Annotated in this window: 15 protein-coding genes and 2 tRNA genes; 10 read left to right on the top strand and 7 right to left on the bottom strand. The window is 33.6% G+C overall.

From position 1 onward, the window contains the following. Positions 1 to 125: 125 nt before the first annotated feature. From ACYSNV_RS01270 to ACYSNV_RS01255, 4 genes are all read left to right on the top strand, one after another. Positions 126 to 207 (top strand) — tRNA-Leu (locus ACYSNV_RS01270). A gap of 135 nt (positions 208 to 342) precedes the next feature. Further along, positions 343 to 424, top strand: a tRNA-Leu gene (locus ACYSNV_RS01265). 118 nt (positions 425 to 542) lie between these two features. Further along, the gene (locus ACYSNV_RS01260) at positions 543 to 1370 is read left to right on the top strand and encodes a mechanosensitive ion channel family protein (protein WP_461760749.1); all 828 of its coding nucleotides are present in this window, start codon (positions 543 to 545) and stop codon (positions 1368 to 1370) included. 38 nt (positions 1371 to 1408) lie between these two features. Then, on the top strand, positions 1409 to 2335 hold the full coding sequence (locus ACYSNV_RS01255; RefSeq protein ID WP_461760748.1) for a glycoside hydrolase family 25 protein: 927 nt from the start codon (positions 1409 to 1411) through the stop codon (positions 2333 to 2335). Between the two features lie 2 nt (positions 2336 to 2337). On the opposite strand, the gene ACYSNV_RS01250 is transcribed toward ACYSNV_RS01255, so the two are convergent. Beyond that, positions 2338 to 3417 (bottom strand): ABC transporter permease, encoded by a 1080-nt coding sequence (locus ACYSNV_RS01250; protein ID WP_461760747.1) that lies wholly within the window; start codon positions 3415 to 3417, stop codon positions 2338 to 2340. Positions 3418 to 3422: 5 nt separating this feature from the next. After that, positions 3423 to 5687, bottom strand: a complete 2265-nt coding sequence (locus ACYSNV_RS01245) for a carboxy terminal-processing peptidase (RefSeq protein ID WP_461760746.1) — start codon at positions 5685 to 5687, stop codon at positions 3423 to 3425. Positions 5688 to 5867: 180 nt separating this feature from the next. Here ACYSNV_RS01245 and surE point away from each other — a divergent pair, with 180 nt between their 5' ends. Genes surE through ACYSNV_RS01225 form a run of 4 tightly spaced genes read left to right on the top strand, consistent with a single transcriptional unit; the run spans position 5868 to position 8697 of the window. Next, positions 5868 to 6644, top strand: coding sequence for a 5'/3'-nucleotidase SurE (surE, locus tag ACYSNV_RS01240; protein ID WP_461760745.1), 777 nt, complete (start codon positions 5868 to 5870; stop codon positions 6642 to 6644). Then, positions 6634 to 6915 (top strand): hypothetical protein, encoded by a 282-nt coding sequence (locus tag ACYSNV_RS01235; RefSeq protein WP_461760744.1) that lies wholly within the window; start codon positions 6634 to 6636, stop codon positions 6913 to 6915. Before surE ends, ACYSNV_RS01235 begins: the two co-directional genes overlap by 11 nt. Next, positions 6916 to 8034: a lipid-A-disaccharide synthase gene (gene lpxB / locus ACYSNV_RS01230; RefSeq protein WP_461760743.1), complete on the top strand. Its 1119-nt coding sequence runs from the start codon at positions 6916 to 6918 to the stop codon at positions 8032 to 8034. A gap of 15 nt (positions 8035 to 8049) precedes the next feature. Further along, positions 8050 to 8697, top strand: coding sequence for a C40 family peptidase (locus ACYSNV_RS01225; protein WP_461760742.1), 648 nt, complete (start codon positions 8050 to 8052; stop codon positions 8695 to 8697). A gap of 63 nt (positions 8698 to 8760) precedes the next feature. On the opposite strand, the gene ACYSNV_RS01220 is transcribed toward ACYSNV_RS01225, so the two are convergent. Genes ACYSNV_RS01220 through ACYSNV_RS01200 form a run of 5 tightly spaced genes read right to left on the bottom strand, consistent with a single transcriptional unit; the run spans position 8761 to position 16956 of the window. Then, positions 8761 to 9216 (bottom strand): thioredoxin family protein, encoded by a 456-nt coding sequence (locus ACYSNV_RS01220; protein ID WP_461760741.1) that lies wholly within the window; start codon positions 9214 to 9216, stop codon positions 8761 to 8763. Positions 9217 to 9239: 23 nt separating this feature from the next. Then, the gene (locus ACYSNV_RS01215) at positions 9240 to 11354 is read right to left on the bottom strand and encodes a peptide MFS transporter (RefSeq protein WP_461760740.1); all 2115 of its coding nucleotides are present in this window, start codon (positions 11352 to 11354) and stop codon (positions 9240 to 9242) included. A 39-nt stretch (positions 11355 to 11393) separates the two neighbouring features. Further along, entirely contained in the window at positions 11394 to 12929 is a 1536-nt protein-coding gene (locus ACYSNV_RS01210) for a peptide MFS transporter (protein ID WP_461760739.1), read from the bottom strand. Between the two features lie 37 nt (positions 12930 to 12966). Further along, positions 12967 to 14733, bottom strand: a complete 1767-nt coding sequence (locus tag ACYSNV_RS01205; protein ID WP_461760738.1) for a peptide MFS transporter — start codon at positions 14731 to 14733, stop codon at positions 12967 to 12969. A gap of 57 nt (positions 14734 to 14790) precedes the next feature. After that, entirely contained in the window at positions 14791 to 16956 is a 2166-nt protein-coding gene (locus ACYSNV_RS01200) for a S9 family peptidase (protein WP_461760737.1), read from the bottom strand. 213 nt (positions 16957 to 17169) lie between these two features. Here ACYSNV_RS01200 and ACYSNV_RS01195 point away from each other — a divergent pair, with 213 nt between their 5' ends. Next, positions 17170 to 18486: a hydroxymethylglutaryl-CoA reductase, degradative gene (locus tag ACYSNV_RS01195; protein WP_461760736.1), complete on the top strand. Its 1317-nt coding sequence runs from the start codon at positions 17170 to 17172 to the stop codon at positions 18484 to 18486. A gap of 6 nt (positions 18487 to 18492) precedes the next feature. Beyond that, on the top strand, positions 18493 to 19425 hold the full coding sequence (locus ACYSNV_RS01190) for a GYDIA family GHMP kinase (RefSeq protein WP_461760735.1): 933 nt from the start codon (positions 18493 to 18495) through the stop codon (positions 19423 to 19425). Positions 19426 to 19437 lie beyond the last annotated feature (12 nt).

Raw genomic sequence — 19437 nt, 5'->3', positions numbered from 1 at the left:
AAGGTAGATTGTTTTATAGTTACAAACATAAGCATAAAAAAAAATAAAGTTTTTCTTGCAGATTAAAAAAGTCATTGTATATTTGCAACGTCTTAAAGGAACAGCATTGTTCCCCAGTACTAGCCGCGGGTATGGTGAAATTGGTAGACACGCCAGACTTAGGATCTGGTGCCGCAAGGTGTGAAGGTTCGAGTCCTTTTACCCGCACAAAGCCTCTTCAAAAGAAGAGGCTTTTTTATTTAAGTAAAACTGAAAAAAAAATATTTTTTTCTTGTAGATTAAAAAACTCGGTGTATATTTGCAGCGTCTTAAAGGAACAGAAAACGTTTCTATGTACTAGCCGCGGGTATGGTGAAATTGGTAGACACGCCAGACTTAGGATCTGGTGCCGCAAGGTGTGAAGGTTCGAGTCCTTTTACCCGCACAAAGCCTCTTCAAAAGAAGGGGCTTTTTTATTTACAATAAAATAATGTCTATTTTTTTTTGTACTTTCATTCTCTAGCTGAGACAACAAAAATTCAATAGACTTAAAAATAGGAGCTGTGAGAGTTAAAGATTTTATTACAAACGTTTTAGAATATCCCCTTTACACCAGTAAAACGGTTAGTATTACAGTGGCTACGCTTATATTTATAGTAGTTACTTTTTTAGTGACTAAGTACGCTTTGTATTTTTTGCGTAAAACCTATTTACGTTATGCAGCTCCTGATGTAGCAGCGCGTTTAAAAACGGTATTTAACTTTGTGAATTACTTTATTTATTTGATAATGTTTTTCTTTATTTTGAATGCCACTGGAGTCAATATTACTGTTATTCTAACCACATCTGCTGCTTTATTTGTAGGTTTAGGACTTGCTTTGCAGGATATTTTTCGTGATTTAATTGCTGGAATTTATATTATAGCTGACAAAACGTTAAATGTTGGCGATGTCATTGAGATAAATAATGAGGTGGCAATGGTTCACTCTATTAGTTTACGATGTACGGTAGTTGAGACTAGGAATCGTAAGAATATAGTAATTCCAAATCGTAAATTAATTGATGATATTGTTTACAATTGGACTCATGGCGATAATATAGTTAGAGCCAAGATAGAAGTAGGGGTTTATATAGGAACTGATGCACAGTTGGTTAAAGCTGTTTTATTATCTTGTGTGGAAAATCACCCTTTGGTTTTAAAGAGTCCTAAGTCAATGGTTTTTTTGCATGAATTTGGTGAATCTAGTATTCGTTTTTATTTATATTACTTTATTGAAAGAGCATTTGACAATGATCGAATCGCAAGTGAGATACGTTATGAGATAGATAAAAAATTCAAGTTAAATGATATTAAGCTACCTGTACCAGTAATTCGTTTGGATCACAAGTAAGTAGAAATCGGTTTTTTTTTAATAGGTTTTTTAGTATTATGTCAAAAACGGATCCAGATTCCAAGGCGCTAGCCCGTAGTATAGATAAAGTTAGGAAGACTCCACCTAGAAAGAAGGTTCCCAACAAAGGCAAAACAAAGGCAAAACCAAAAAATAAAGTTCAAGTAAATAAGCTCAGAAAGTATGCTAATCGTTTAAAATGGACTCTTATTATTGCAGGATTATTGTTTTTTGGGGGATGGTTTGGGATAACTTTTAAAGATGGAATAAAATATTTACTAGATAATAACAACGTGCCAAACCAAGACAAGCGTCTTAGTGACTTAAGAAGCGTTGAGGTTATATCCAGGCATATGGATATGTTGTTGGGAATTGATGTTTCCCATTATCAAGGTGTTATAGATTGGTCTTTGGTCGATTCTGTTAGTCATTTAAAGCAGATTGATTTTGTATTTGTTCGTGCCACCATGGGTAAGGATGGGGTTGATAAAGCTTTTAAAATGAATTGGAAAGGAGCAGGTGCTAATCATTTTATTCGTGGAGCTTACCATTATTACCGACCTGATGAGAATTCGGTAGAACAGGCAAAGAACTTTATTAAAAATGTACGTTTGCAAGAAGGTGACTTACCTCCTGTTTTAGATATAGAAGACCTGCCTAAACATCAAAGCCTAGATTCTTTAAGAACAGGTCTTGTTAAATGGATGCAAGTAATAGAGCAGCATTATAAAGTTAAACCTATTCTTTATTCGGGAGAATCTTATTATACGGATAATTTAAAGAAGTGGTTTCCGGATCAGGTATTGTGGATAGCTAATTATAATTTTTTTATAGAAAAAATTAAACCAACTTGGAACTTTTGGCAGTTTACAGACAAAGGAAAGGTACAGGGTATTGATTCAAATGTAGATTTAAATATTTATAACGGTACACGTGCTACTATACGACCACTATTAATAAAATAAGATCAATTACTTTTTACATCTAATGCATCTCGAAGCGCATTTCCTAGTAGCATAAAACTAATAACTAGTAAAAACATTGCAAAGCCTGGTAGTAAAGCTAAGTAGGCTTTACCAAGTAAAATGTAATTGTAATTCTCTTTAATCATTGCACCCCAGCTTGGAGTTGGAATTTGGGTACCTATTCCTAAAAAGCTTAGTCCACTTTCCATTAGAATTGCAGAGGCAAAATTAGCTGCTGAAATTACAATCACAGGTGCCATGATATTGGGCAGTATATGCTTGGTAACAATTCTATAGTCCGAGTATCCTAATGCTTTAGATGCGGTAATATATTGCTGTTGTTTTAAACTAATTATTTGCCCTCTTACAACCCTTGCAACCTCTACCCACATGGTAAGGCCGACGGCTATAAATACTTGATAAAATCCCTTGCCTAGAGCTAAAGTAATGGCTATAACTAGTAATAGGGTAGGGATCGACCAAAAAATATTGATAATCCATTGTATAATCATATCTATTTTCCCCCCGTAATAGCCCGCCAATGATCCTAAAGTGATACCAACTAATAAGGATATACTAACGGCAATAAAACCAATAGAAATCGATACTCGGGAACCTAAAACTAAGCGACTAAAAAAGTCTCTACCTTGACTATCGGTTCCAAGGTAATAAGTTGTTGGCTTAACAATATGGTGCTTTTTTGTTGTATAAGGCCAATTATTTAACGCAATGCCAAGGGTGTCTGCTTGCCCGTAAGCTACATAAAATAAGGTATCTTTTGTAAAGTGAAAACTCTCTATTGGAATGGTGGATTCTGGATTGTCTTTACCGGTGAAAAATTCTTTTAATGTTTTATTTTGGTTAACAGGTAAATGGATCTTATCTATTTTAAAGCCTGGTGGCTTAGAATGTAATTCAAGATGACCATTATTTGCGTTTTGTGAGTCATCAGGAATAAACAAATAAGCGGTTAGCGATACAATGGATAAAGCAATAATTATCCAAAAAGACAAAACGCCCCAAAAATTTGATTTAAATTTTTGAAGCGCTAATCTGTTATTTGAATTACTCTTTGGAGTCATTTGTTTTAGGGTCTATACTGCAAATTTCCCTCTACAGCTTTAGGTGTAGATGTTGTTTTACGATTCTTTAAATCTCTTAGGATATTAACACCTTCTTCAATGTAAATATCTGATTCAAGATTTTCATGCCATCTGTCTCTTTTAATTTTTAACAAAGAGTCTTGTTCTACACGTTGTATTTCACTAGGTAGAGAGACAAAGGTTAATTTGTTTTTATATTCAGAGATTGGTTTAAATTTCTTTGCCGTTTCCTCTATTTCTTTTTGTCTTTGTTCGTATTTATCAAAATTTAATTCAAAAGTTTTTTCGTCTTTTCTTTGATTAATCCATTGTGCATTTTGATCAATTAAGATAAACTGCGGATTTTGGGCAATTCTATCTCTACTTGAATTAATAACGGAGGAAAAATCATTATTGTAGGGAACATAATTGGCTCTATCTATTTTATCCCATGGCATAGCATGTTCTAAATCTCTTTCTCCCATATCAATGTAAGAATAGCGATCCGGTAGTACGATATCACTTAAAACACCTTCTTTTTGGGTTGAACCTCCATTGATTCGATAGAACTTTTGTAGGGTTACCTTAAGGGCTCCCAAATCACCATAGGGTTGTTTTTTAAGTAGTTCATTTAAATCAATCAAATTTTGAACGGTTCCTTTTCCATAGGTATGTTTACTTCCAATTACAATTCCTCTTTTGTAATCTTGAATAGCAGCTGCAAATATTTCAGAGGCAGAGGCAGAGAAGTTGTTTACCAATACAACTAGTGGACCATCCCAGATTATATCTGTGCCTTTATCATCTAAAACCTGTTGTTTCCCGCGTGAGGATTTAACTTGTACAACTGGGCCTTCTTTTGCAAATAGACCTACCATATCAACAACCGTAGATAAAGAACCACCACCATTGTTTCTAAGGTCCATAATTATTCCATCAATACCTTGTTCTTTTAATTCTATAATTTCCTTTTTAACATCGGTAAAGGCATTTCTTCTGTCTTTATTTTCAAAATCAATATAGAATTTAGGTAGGTGAATAACGCCATATTTTTTTCCATTATCTTCAATTATAGAGGATTTAGCATAGGTCTCTTCTATTTCTATAACCTCACGCATAATTGGAACCACCTTTATTGTACCATCAATTTTTTTAATAGTCAAATATACAGTTGTACCTTTTTTACCTTTGATTTGTTTAACAACATCCTCTAATCGAACTCCTACCACATCAACAGGTTCCTCGTCTTTATTTTGAGCAACTTTTAAGATAATGTCTCCTACTTCAATTTCTTTTCCTTTCCATGCAGGACCTCCTGTTACAAGTTCATTTATTTCTACCCCTTCTGATTTTTTACGTAATACCGCACCGATTCCTTCGAAGTTTCCACTCATACTAGCATCAAATCGATCTTTGTCCTCAGGGGCAAAATACAAGGTATGTGGATCATATTGTTCCATGATGGAATTAATATAAACCGCAAACCAATCTTTGCGTTCTAAATCTGAAATCGCTTCAAAGTAATCATCTAAAGATTTTAAAGTAGATTCTCTGGCGTCAATTTCTAATTCTTCAAATGTTTTTTCAGTGATTTTTGTCTTACCAATCGAATCGGTTTCTACACTTACATCTGCTACCTCTATAGCCTCTGGTTGTTGTAAATCTTGTTGGTTATCTAAATCTGGATTGCTTTCTTTTTTCTTTTTTAATTTTTCTTTTTGAACTTTAACATTATCCGAAATGTTTGATAAAACGTTTAGTTTTAATTGTTTTGCCCATCTTTGTTTTAATTCTTCTTCGTCTTTTGCGTATGGTAAATTTTCATAATCCGCATCAAAAACTTCGTCTAAATTAAAATCAAAAGGAGAGGCTAAAATTTCTTTATAGTATCCCTTGGCATCTTGCATGCGTTTGGTAATTCTTTCTTGTGTTAATTCAAAAAAACTTAAGTCTTTTAATTGAATCATATCGTCAATTAATAACTCGTAAACTGCAAACTCATCGATATCGGCTTGGGTGAAATACCTTTTCATCGGATCTAAAGATTCGATGTAAGATTTATAAACACTCTTTGAGAATTCGTCATTTATTTTTGCAGGATCATAATGTGTTTGTTCCAGTAAATAGGTTACAAGCTCTAAAAGCAACTGATCTTTCTCTGGACTATCTTTGGGGTCTTTGGGCATAAAACTCCACAACAACGCCGATACTCCTAATAGAAGCAATAAAACTTTAAAATTCTTTTTCATAAATAGCCAAATAGTATTCATTAAATAGTTTTCAACTAAAGTAATTAAAAAAGCAAAGCTATGTAAGGTTTAGTCGATAATTATTTGTTAAAGGGATGTATTTTTAAGGTAATGACCTGTAAATTGTTGTTGTAATAGCGTTGAACAAGGAAGCCTTTAACTTTATAATTACTAAATTTGCGATAGTAAAAAGTGAAAAAAATGAATAAAAAACCACTAATATTAGTCACAAATGATGATGGAATTACTGCGCCAGGGATGAGAGCATTAATTCAAGTTATGAAACAAATTGGAGAAGTTGTAGTTGTGGCTCCTGATAAGGCACAGTCTGGTATGGGACATGCCATGACTTTAAATAGCACCTTAACTTTGGACTCGGTAAATATGGATTCGGATATTGAATTAGAATATGCGTGTTCTGGCACACCTGTAGATTGCGTGAAAATTGCTTTAAGTCAAATTCTTGATCGTAAGCCTGATCTTTGTGTCTCGGGTATAAATCATGGTTCTAATTCTTCAATTAATGTTATTTACTCAGGGACTATGAGCGCTGCTTTAGAGGCAGGAATGAGTGGTATTCCGGCTATCGGTTTTTCTTTATTAGACTTTAATTGGGATGCTGATTTTGAACATGTAAAGCCTTGGGTTAAACAAATCGTTGAAAGAGCCCTTGCCAATGGAATTCCAACCGATGTGGTACTAAATGTAAATTTTCCAAAATTGAAGTTTGATCAAATTAAAGGTGTGAAAATCTGTAGACAAGCTAAGGCTTCTTGGCGTGAAGATTTTGATAAAAGAGTAAGTCCTCATGGTAAAGAATATTATTGGCTAAAGGGGGAGTTTGTCAATTTTGATAAAGGTCAGGATACCGATGAATGGGCTTTAGCTAATGGTTATATCTCTATTGTACCGGTTCATTTTGATTTAACCGCATATCATAGTATCAATCGTTTAAATACGTGGGAGTTTGAAAAATAATAAGATTTTGCAATTAGGGCTAGGTTTTCTAGCAGCTATAGTGGCAACTATTATAGGAAGTGAGTTTTATTTGCGTGTTTTTACGCATTTTGATTTATTCCTAGACTTTAATTTTATTCTCAAGGCTAATATGTTTGGTAGGATTGTTGCTATAGGAAGTATTTTTAATTTGCTTTTATTTAGCTTTTTCATCCAAAAAAAGTTAGATAATTTCGCGAATGGCTGTATTTTAGCAGTTATTATTTTAACCTTGGTAACGCAAATAGTTTAGATGAAGTATTATATAATTGCAGGAGAGGCCTCTGGAGATTTACATGGAGCCAATTTGATAAAAGCTATAAAGGAGCAAGATTCAAGTGCCCAAGTAAGAGTTTGGGGTGGGGAGTTAATGCAAGAAGAAGGAGCGGAGTTAGTAAAGCATTATAAAGACCTTGCTTTTATGGGGTTCTTTGAGGTAGTGCAAAACTTACGCACTATTCTTAAGAATATTTCGTTTTGTAAAAGTGATATTTTGGCTTTTAAACCAGATGTGTTAATTTTTATTGATTATCCAGGGTTTAATATGCGTATTGCAAAATGGGCTAAACAACAAGGTATTGCTACGCATTATTATATTTCGCCACAAATTTGGGCTTGGAAAGAAAACCGTATTAAGGCCATTAAACGAGACGTAGATTATATGTATGTGATTTTGCCTTTTGAGCAAGATTTTTACCAGAATAAACATGGATTTAAGGTTAATTTTGTAGGTCATCCGTTAGTGGACGCAATTGAAAATTATAGAAGACTACCTCATCAGGACTTTATAGAACATAATAACTTAGACCATAGACCAATCATTGCTTTATTACCAGGGAGTAGAAAGCAAGAAATTAGTAAGTTGTTACAACAGATGTTAAGTGTAGTGAAATTTTATCCAGATTATCAATTTATTATAGCTGGTGCTCCTGGGCAAGAGCAGGAATTTTACAATCAGTTTGTAAAGGGTAGTGATGTCAAAGTGGTTTTTAACCAAACATATGCACTGTTAAATATTGCCTATGCGGCATTAGTAACAAGTGGTACAGCAACCCTTGAAACAGCCTTATTTAGAGTGCCACAAGTAGTGCTTTACAAAGGAAATGAAATTTCTTATCAAATTGCAAAGCGAATTATTACATTGAAATTCATATCTTTAGTTAATCTAATCATGGATAAAGAACTTGTAGTGGAATTAATACAAGCAGATTGTAATTCAGATAATATCAAAAAGGAACTTGATAAAATTCTAAGTTCATCTTATAGAGAGAATTTGATAAAGCAGTACGATGTTCTAATTAGTAAATTAGGTGCAGGAGGAGCTAGTCAAACAACGGCTAGATGTATTATACAAAACAGTACAAAGGGATAATTATAAGAAGTTATTATGAAAAAGGCAATAGTTTTATTTAGTGGCTTGATTTTGTGTTGCTCATCCATGTATGGAAAAGGGACAATTCATACAAGTGGGGGTCTATTGTTAGATCAATTCTCGGATTTTTATGAACAAGAAAACAACCAGGATCCACAAAAAACTATTGTTTTAAATGAAAGTAAACAAGTTGACTTGGATCTTCAAAATCAACTGGATGCATTATTAGAGGAGTTCATTGATGAACTCAATGAACGAAAGATGGAATACTCGTATGTATCAAGTCAAGTTATAAGTAGTGCGTTTGATTTCTATGGGGTACGCTACCGCTTTGGTGGAACAACATCCAATGGGATAGATTGTTCAGGACTTGTTATAAATGCATTTTCCGATACAGCCGTTGATCTACCTCGTAGTTCTTGGGATATGGCTAAAGTGGGACAAAAAATTAGTAAAAATCAAGCGCAAAAGGGCGATTTGATTTTCTTCAAAACCAGAGGATCTCGTATTTCTCACGTTGGGATTATTACAGAAGTATTAGATGATGAAATTAAATTTATTCATTCCTCTACTTCAAGGGGAGTTATTGTTTCCTCGACAAAAGAAAATTACTATAGATCTCGATTTGTCCAAATAAATAGGGTTTTAGATGTTAACATTTAGAAATAAGATAAAAAAAATCCCTCTTGATTAGTTCAAGAGGGATTTTTTTATAATTAAATAGATTTATTGTAATCTTTCCATTAGTTTATCCGGTGTAAGGTAACCAATAATAACATCTTGAACATTTAAGCTATTATCAAAAATTACCATTGATGGGTAACCAGGAATACGTAGAAATTCCGTGAATTGATGCGATGCATTACGACCTTTTCGATTCGGGTCATGTTGCGGGTTTGTGTATTCTTGTCCTTTGTAGTTAATTACTTCTGTACCTTCGGCATCAAATTTTACAGGATTATAATTTGCATTGATGTAATCTGCTATTTTAGGATCACCAAAAGTATTTTTATCTAACATTTTACATGGACCACACCAAATAGTATAAGCATCCATGAAAATAGGTTTTGAATTTTCTTTTTGAGCTTCAATAGCTTGTTCAAAACTCATCCATTTAATTTCTTGGGCATAAGTAGCTAAAGAAACTAAAGAGATTGTTAGTATTAAAAATAGTTTTCTCATATTTATTTTAATTTAATTTTTTTTTATTTAACCCCGTGCATTAACTTTTTCAGCTTAGGATTTAGAGCAATAACTAATAAACCTGCAATAATAGGAACAATTGTGAAAATTAAAAAGAAAGTGGATAAAGAATATTTCTCTGTAATAACATCAATTTGACCTCCCAATTTTGCTGCTAAGTTATTTCCAATTGCAATTGCAAGATACCACATTCCAAACATAAGTGCAATCATTCTTCCAGGAACTAGTTTTGAAACGTAGGAAAGTCCAACAGGTGATGAGAATAATTCTCCCAAAGTGTGGAGTAGATACGCAAAGACTAACCACATCATGGAAACTTTTGTTTGTTCTCCGATGCCATGTGATCCATATGCTAAAATACCAAAACCTAGAGCCATAATAATTAATCCTAGGCCATATTTAATTGCTGCTGGAGGATTGAATTTAGAATCCCATAACTTGGATACCACTGATGCAAAAGCAATAATAAAGAAAGAGTTTAAGATAGAAAACCAAGACGCTGTAATTTCAACTTGATCGTCTTTTGTGCTCTCTACTTTACCTTGTACAATTTGTGGCGTTTTATCAAACTTGCCGTATTCTTGTGTAAGGGTGTTTTGTTGTTCAGCAGTTATTATGTTGTATTTACCTAATTCCTTATATAAGTTTACGGATGCACCTTGAGAAAATACATCTAAGTTAGATACAATGGTGTGTTGAGTAACTACTTTTTGTCCCGATGTAGCGATGTAATCTTCGCTCACTGGTTCATAGTTATATTGTAAATCACCATGCTCATCAACTTGATGTTTACCTTGACTATCCATTAGCGGTGTTTCAATTGCTCTGTAAGAAACCTCATAGGTATGTGCAGACATCTCACGGTTTAACATCCAAATTGCGGCTGCCCAAACCCCAATGAAAGTTATGGCTAGAATAACATTTGAAGCAGGAGCCTTTTTAAATGTTTTCTTGGCTAGAATAATTAAAACATAACTAATTATAAGTAAAGGAATAACGGTAAGTAGTAAATTGAAAATTTGGAAGATAGAGGCTGTGCTACCAGTTAATATTCTTTGCGTATTATCTCTTGCGAATATTACCAATGAAGTGGCTCCTTGTTCAAAGCTCATCCAAAAGAAAATAGTGAAAAACGCAAAAATTATTACAGCAATCATTCGATCTCTCACAATTTTAGAGTAGCGAGAAATACGAGAAATAACAAGATATAAAAATAGTATTAATCCTACTACTATTCCCAAAGTCTTTCCGTCAATTCCAAAGATTTGATCAGGAAATAAGCCAAAACCTGCTATAACGCGGCAAGGGTCATCAAAGGCATATAATAAACCTATAATTGTACTTAGGACAATTAAAACATAATCTAAGGTAGTATATGGGTTAGGTTTTTCTTGATCTTCATCTTGATCTGTTTGGTTGGATTGACTTTGTGTATCTACATCTGAGTTTATTTGTTGGTTGGATTTATTTGGAATCTCGCCGATATTACCAAAAATAGGCTTAGCTAACCAAAACTGTAAAGTACCCAATAACATAAAAATACCTGCTAGACCAAAGCCATAGTGCCATCCTATGCGCTCACCTAGATACCCACAAAGCATCATTCCGAAGAATGCACCTGTGTTTACTCCCATGTAAAAAATAGTATAAGCACCATCCTTTTTGTCTGGAAATGATTTATACATCTCCGATAATATAGAAGTCATATTGGGTTTGAAAAAACCTGTACCTGCAACCAAAAGAGCTAATCCTAAATACATGTAAAAAGGCGCTTCTAATGTCATTGAAGCATGCCCTAATGTCATCAATAAAGAACCAATAACCACAGCCCATCGGTAACCTAAATATTTATCGGCTAAGATTCCACCAAAAATTGGCGTAATATATAGTAGCATTGCGTAGGTTGCGAAAATTGAACCTGCGTCTACCATAGACATTTGCCAACCTGGATTTAACCCGATTACTGACATAGTTAGGAACTGAATCAGTAATACGCGCATTCCATAAAATGAGAATCGTTCCCACATCTCTGTGAAGAATAAAACAAATAATCCAGAGGGATGTCCTAAAACCTTTGTGTCAAAAAAATTAGGATTTGTACTTGTACTTTTTTCCATAATGTAAATTGTAAGGGGGTTAAAATGCCAAAAGGTGAATTAATTCACCTCTTGCATTAGTTTTTTGATTAACGGAGATATAGCAATTAAGATTACTCCTGCAATAACTGCATATAGACCTAATTCTTTATATCCATTAGTATAGGATATTAAAGCATCATAATTTGGATCATTTCCTGTATTAGTTAATGCTGTCTTACTCATTGCAGCACCTAATAATCCCGCAACATATTGTCCGTAAGCACTAGCTAAAAACCACATTCCCATCATCATTCCTTGCAAATTAGCTGTAGATAGTTTAGTCATAATCGATAAACCGATCGGAGACAAGCATAGCTCACCAAGGGTGATTATTAAAAGAGCAAGTGTAAAGAAATCTAAAGAAGTAATTCCTTGTAGAGTTGCAAAAAGTTTAGTTGCAAATAAAGCATAATAACCCGCTCCTAGTAATAGAAATCCTAAACCGAATTTTATAATGGTATTGGGTTCTATTCCTTTTTTATGTAACCAAATCCAAAGTAATCCCATTAACGGAGCTATAAAGATGATAAAAAACGCACCACCAGAATTATTTACTCCATTTGGATCTAAATGCATTCCAAGTAAATTTGAATCTAAGTTTTTGGATGCGAAAATACTTAGTGAACCACCAGCTTGTTCGTAAATTCCAAAAAATAAAATAGAGAATACAATAAAGATTAACGCTGCAAGAATCTTTTTTCTTTCACTTACTGTTAGCTTAGTCATTTCGTAGAAAAGATATAATAAAGCTAATGGACCAACAATAAGCATAAAATAGTTGGTGTACTGGGTATTGTTAATCATTAAAATTACTAATGGAATCATTGCAAAAGTACCTATATAGGTGGCTAGTTCCTTCCAAAAAGGCATTTTGATTTGTTGTCCATCAGCATTTACTTGCATTGGCTGCAATCCAATTGGACCTAATGATTTTTTAGTTAGTGTGAAGTTTACCAAGCTAATAATCATTACAAGTGCAGCAAGACCAAAGGCTACATTCCATGTTTTATCTGCCGGTATGTAATCTGCTAATATATGTCCTTTACCAATAGCTATACACAGATATCCACCTATTAAAGCACCAAGGTTAATTCCCGCATAAAATAGGGAAAAACCAGCATCTGTTCTTCCATCACCTTTTTTATATAGTTTACCAACCATTGTTGAGATATTTGGTTTAAAGAAACCAGTTCCAATAACGGTGAATGCTATTCCGGTAAAAAAGAAGGCTTTCGGATCATATGCTAACACTAAACTTCCTACAATCATTAGAAGGCCTCCCCAAAAAAGAGATTTTCTAAAGCCTAGAATCTTATCGGCAAAGATTCCCCCTAAGAAGGTAAAAGCGTATACGAATGCTTGGGTTGATCCGTATTGCAAGTTTGCGCTTTCTTCTGTGAAATCTAACTGGTAGATCATAAAGAAAACTAGCATTCCTCTCATTCCATAGAAGCAAAAGCGCTCCCACATTTCCGAGAAGAAAAGACTCCAAATTTGCTTTGGGTATTTCCCAGAGAAATTTTGGATTTGTTCTAATGTTTGTGTTTGACTCATTTAAAAATTGTTATAAATATTTTGAACCATGATATTATTAGCGAATACCATGCATTAATTTTTTAAGTACTGGGTTAAGTATTATAACTAGAACTCCCGCAGCTGCTGGAATTAAAGTGAATAGGAAAAAGAAATGACTTAAAGAATAGGATTCTTTAATAACCTCAATTTGACTACCTAAAATAGCAGCAAATTTTTGTGCAATAGCCAAGGCAAGGTACCACATCCCAAACATAAAAGCTAACATTTTTCCTGGAACTAATTTAGAAACATATGACAGCCCAACTGGAGATATAAATAATTCTCCAAGGGTATGAAATAAATAAGTTAAAACTAAAAACATCATTGACATTTTTACGCCCTCACTAGTTCCTAATGAACCTAGGCCTAAGATCAAAAATCCTATTGCCACTAAGATTAGACCAAATCCGTATTTATAAGCCGCTGAGGGGTTGTATTTAGAATCCCATAGTTTAGATACAGTCGATGCTAATGAAATAATAAAGAATGAATTTAAAATAGAGAACCAAGAAACAGTTATTTCAGAAGCTTCTTTAGAAAATTCTTGACGTAACATATAAATGGCTAATCCCCAAATACCTACAAAACAAAGAATCAAAATCACATTGGATAATGCAATTTTTTTCCAAGTCGCTTTTGCCAATAGGAAAAGAACCCAAGAAATGATTAATAAAGGTATAATAGTAAGGCACGTATTTATTATGTTGAAAGTAAGCAATGCACTTCCCTCTAAAGTTCTATCTACATAATCACGAGCAACTAACACAAGAGAAGTAGCACCTTGTTCAAAACTCATAAAAAAGAACATTACAAAGAATGCAAGTATAATTACTGCAAACATACGATCTCTTATTATAGCTCCATAACGTAGAATTCGTGATACAACAAGGTATATAAATAAAACCAAAGCTGTAATAGCCACAATATTTTGACCTCTTAAATAAGGAGTGTCTAAGAACGAAAATATATCAATTACTCCATTTTTAGATAAAGGATCATTAAATGCATAAAGTAGTCCAATTATAGCTACTAGAGCAATTAAGATATAGTCTTTAACAGTGTAAGGATTTTTCGTTTCTTTTTCCTCTTCTATTTCTTCAGGTGTTGGAGCTTTAAGTTCTGTTTTGTCCTGTAATACACCTACCTTACCAAATAAAGGTTTTGCCAACCAGAATTGAATGGTTCCTAATAACATGAAAATTCCTGCTAAAGTGAATCCATAATGCCATCCTTTTGTTTCGGCAATATAACCACAAAGCATCATTCCAAAGAACGCACCGGAGTTAACCCCCATGTAAAATATGGTATATGCTGAGTCTTTCTTCTCTGGTAGATATTTATACATCTCCCCTAACATGGAAGGCATATTGGGTTTAAAAAATCCTGTTCCAATAACCAAACAGGCCAAACCAATAAAAAACATTATTTTGGCATCAAAAGCCATTGCTGCGTGACCAATAGTCATTACAATTGCTCCGATTATCACTGCCCAACGCGAGCCTATATATTTATCGGCTATGATTCCTCCAAGAATAGGGGTTAAATATAATAACATAGCATAAGTACCATATAGAGCTCCTGCTTGTTCGGCACTCCATCCCCAACCAGAATAGGGGTTGTCAAAAAGTACTTTAGCTGTTAAAAACTGTATTAATAATACGCGCATACCATAGAATGAAAAGCGCTCCCACATCTCGGTAAAAAATAGGACAAACAATCCTGCGGGATGTCCTAATACTTTAGATTGGAATAAATTTGCATTGGTAGTGTTTTCTACTGCCATTTTTTAATTAGTTTGTTTTGGGTTATGAAAAAATTGGGGAATACTTTTATTAGTATCTTATAAATTGTTTAAGACAAAGTCAGTCATTTTATTATAAAGTTGATATCTAGTCTTTCCACCATGAATACCATGATCTCTATCAGGGTAGATTAACCAGTCAAAATCTTTACCTTGTAAAACAAGTCCTTGGATCATTGACATAGCATTTTGTACATGGACATTATCATCAGCCGAACCGTGTATTAAAAGATATTTTCCTTTAAGGTTTTTAACATAAGTGTTAGGTGAATTTAAATCGTATCCAGTTGGGTTTTCTTGTGGTGTTTTCATATACCTCTCTGTATATATTGAATCATAATATCTCCAGTTTGTAACAGGAGCAACAGCAATGGCTAATTTAAAAACATCTGGAGATTGTAGTAAGCAATTTGAGCTCATAAAACCACCATAGCTCCATCCCCAAATTCCGATTCTACTAGGGTCAATATAATCTTGAGTTCCAAGAAACTTAGCAGCATTTGTTTGATCTTCAACCTCATATTTACCTAATTCGTTCTGAGTAACTTTTTTGAAATCAGCTCCTCTAAAACCTGTTCCTCGTGGATCTACTGTTACCACAATATATCCTTTTTGTGTTAGCATTGCATGCCAATAATCATTAGTGTCAAACCATTTATCAGCTACATTTTGAGAACCTGGACCACTATATTGGTACATAAAAACTGGGTATTTTTTATTCGGATCAAAGTCAGTAGGTTTCATCATCCAGGCATTTAACATAACTCCATCTGTAGTTGGGATTTGTATAAATTCTTTCTGTGGCAGAGCATAAGCTTCAAGGTTTTGCTCTAACTCTGTATTGTTTAAAATCTCTTTGATTACCTTACCTTTTTTAGTGTCCTTTAAGGTATAAGAAGGTGCAGATTTTGTAGAGGAATGGATATTGATAAACAAATCGAAATCAGGACTAAAAATAGCTGAATTAGTTCCTGGTAATTCAGATAATTGTTTTTTGTTTTTCCCGTTAACATCAATTACATAGATATCTCTATAGATTGGTCCGTTTTCAACTGACTGAAAGTAAACTTTTTTCCCTTTAGGATCTATACCATAGTAATTTGAAACTTCCCAATCTCCACTTGTGATTTGATTTATAAGTTCTCCTTTTTTGTTATAGTAATAAAGGTGATTATGTCCGTCTCTTTCACTTAACCATACAAAGTCATTGTTATCTTGAAAAGTGATAGTTTGAATATCTATATATGCAGGGTCTTTTTCATTTAAGATTAATTGCTTTTGGGCAGTTGTTCCATCAATGAAAAATAATTTTAAATCATTTTGATGACGATTAATAATTTGCGCGCTCAAGAATTGATTGTCGTTAGTCCACTTTATTCTAGGGATGTAGAAATCTTCAAATTCGCTTAAATCTACTGTAGTGGTTTTTTTACTTTTTAAATCGTAAATATCGATAGAAACCAAAGAGTTAGCTTCTCCTGCTTTAGGATATTTAAATGTTTGTTGAGTAGGATATAGGTCTTGTCCATATATATCCATTGAGTATTCAGGTACATTAGTTTCGTCAAACTTTACATAGGCTAGTTTATCTGAATCTTTACTCCAATCAAACATTCTTACAATTCCGAACTCTTCTTCATAAACCCAATCCGAAATACCATTTATGATGTGATTTTTCTTTCCATCAAATGTTATTTGAGTTGTTTGTTTGTCAGCAATGTCATAGATGTATAAGTTATTGTTATAAGCATAAGCAATCTTAGTACCATCTTTGGAAAAAGTTGGCTCAAGTATCTTGTGCTGCGCAATTTTCACTAAAGACTGTGTTTGCGGGTTGTACAAGTAGTAATCAGCTAGAGCCGAGCGTCTGTAGATCGGAGTTGAATTGGTTCCAATTAAGATCTGTTGCTCTTGATGATCAAAAATATAAGATGAAATTGAATTTATTTCATTATGGTCGGCCGTAGAAAACAAAGTTTTTACTTTTTCAAGAGTCTTGAAACTATAAAGATTGATATGTTGGTCTTTATTATCTCCTGTTTCAATACGTGAGTATTGATTGGAGTTATTCATGGCGTTTACAGACTGCATGGCTTTGGTTCTAAAGGTACCATTCCATAGATCTTCTGATTGAATTTGTTTTTGTGCAAAGCCTAAATTGGTCATAACAATGCACAACAATAAGGTTAGGTTAGGGTATTTCATCGTTGTTATAATTGAAAAAACTTTCAATTTTAATCAAAAAATATGAGTTACACCAATTTATTTTCGGGATTAACTATCAAAATTATAAAAATAGGTTAAAACTGGTCGTTTTATAATGTTTAAAGCAATGAAAAAATGGTTATACTGGAATTTCTAAGTTTTTTTTAACCTAAACAGAATGCATTATATTTGTATTTTTTAAAGCTAGAATTTATGCAAAGCAATATCAGTGGTTTCTCTAAACTTACTAAACAAGAAAAAATAAATTGGATCGCTAAAACTTATTTCAATCAAAGTGATAAGGTACTAGAAACAATACAACAATACTGGAATTCAGATACGGATATTCAAAAGTTACACGATGAGTTTATTGAAAACACAATTACTAATTTTTATTTGCCTTTTGGGGTAGCGCCTAATTTTTTAATAAATGGTAAGTATTATACAATCCCAATGGTAATTGAGGAGAGTTCTGTGGTGGCTGCTGCATCTAAAGCTGCAAAATTTTGGAGTAAAAGAGGAGGATTTACCGCAGAGGTTTTGGGAACGCAAAAAATAGGGCAAGTTCATTTTATGTTTCAAGGGAGTAAACAAAAATTGGAGCAGTTTATTGAAACTATACAAAACGATTTTGTTGAACAAACCTTGCATATTACCCAAAATATGCAAAAAAGAGGTGGAGGTATTTGTAGTATAGAATTAAGGGATAAAACACATCAGTTACCAAATTACTATCAGTTACATGTTAGCTTTGAGACTGTAGATAGTATGGGGGCGAATTTTATAAATTCATGTTTAGAGCAAATAGCAGTTACTTTGAAACAAAAGGCCTTGGAGTATTTTTTGTTTGATCAAAAAGAAAGGGAATTAGATGTAGTTATGAGTATTTTATCGAATTATGTGCCAGAATGTGTAGTTAGAGCTAGCGTTAGTTGCGCTGTTTCAGATTTACAATCAGCAGATATTCCCGATCCACAAACATTTGTGCGTAAGTTTATTCAAGCTATTACTATTGCTGAGATAGAGCCTTTTAGAGCCGTTACTCATAATAAAGGAGTTATGAATGGAGTTGATGCGGTGGTAGTGGCTACTGGTAATGATTTCAGAGCAATAGAAGCCGGTGTACATGCCTTTGCTTGTAAAGACGGGCAGTATTCAAGTCTATCACATGCTAAAGTGGAAGATGGTATTTTTACTTTTTGGATTGATTTACCATTAGCCTTAGGTACAGTAGGAGGCCTTACTTCTTTGCATCCAATGGTTAAGGTTGCTTTACAAATGCTTGAAAATCCAAGTGCTAAAGAATTAATGCAAATTATCGCAGTGGCGGGGCTGGCCCAAAATTTTGCGGCTGTTAAATCCTTAACCACTACGGGTATTCAAAAAGGGCACATGAAAATGCATTTAAATAATATATTAAACCAGTTTAAGGCTACCAAAGCTGAGAAGCAAGCGGTCTTAGAACATTTCGAGAATCATACGGTAACCCATAGTGGAGTTGTAGATTTTTTAGAAAGCCTACGTAAATAACCAGTTATGCAGGATTTATCTTTTTATAGTAATGGAAAGTTGCTCTTAACCGGCGAGTATGTCGTTTTAGACGGGGTGAAGGCCTTGGCCTTACCATGTAAAACAGGACAGAGTATGCAGGTAATACCCAACGGGTCCGGTTTTGTTAATTGGACAGGTTTTAATTCAGATGGAACTTTTTGGATGCAGGAGAATATAAAAATTTCAGATATACTAAAGCCTAAGGGTCAATTAAATAAAAGCGCGTATTATAAGGTATTGCTTGATGTATTGGTTCAAGCCCATTTATTAAATCCTGAAATTTTCACAAGTAATAATTCTGGATTTGAGGTACGTTGTTATTTAACCTTTCCTAGATTATGGGGGTTGGGTAGCTCCTCAACTTGGATAAGTAATGTGGCTCAATGGTTTAATATAAATCCTTATGAACTCTTAAATAGAAGCTTTAAAGGTAGTGGTTATGATATTGCTTGTGCCACTAGTGATGGGCCAATTTGGTATACTAGAAATAATATTACACCTGAGATCCAACGCACAGACCTAAGTCAAGAGATAACTAAAGATTTGTATTTTGTTTATTTAAATAACAAGCAAGATAGTAAGCAAGGAATTGCAAATTATAGAGCAAATAAGACTCAGAATAATAGTGAATTTTTAAATGCCTGCCAGCAAATACAGGATATAAGTGAGCAGATACCTTTAGTGAAAAATTTAAAAGAATTTCACAAGCTGGTTAGTTTGCATGAAAATATTATTTCATCAATAATCAAAGAGCAATGTGTAAAAGATAAATTCTTTAGTGATTTTCCAGGAGCTATAAAAAGTCTTGGTGCCTGGGGTGGAGACTTTATTTTGGTAGGATCGGATACGAATCCAAAAAAATATTTTATGCAAAAAGGTTATAATACCATTTTAAGCTATCAAGATATGATATTATAGCCATTACCAGTG

Source organism: Myroides sp. LJL119 (genome assembly GCF_054871605.1).
Note: the sequence above shows the minus strand (reverse complement) of the source record. Positions and strands in the feature narration are given on the sequence as shown.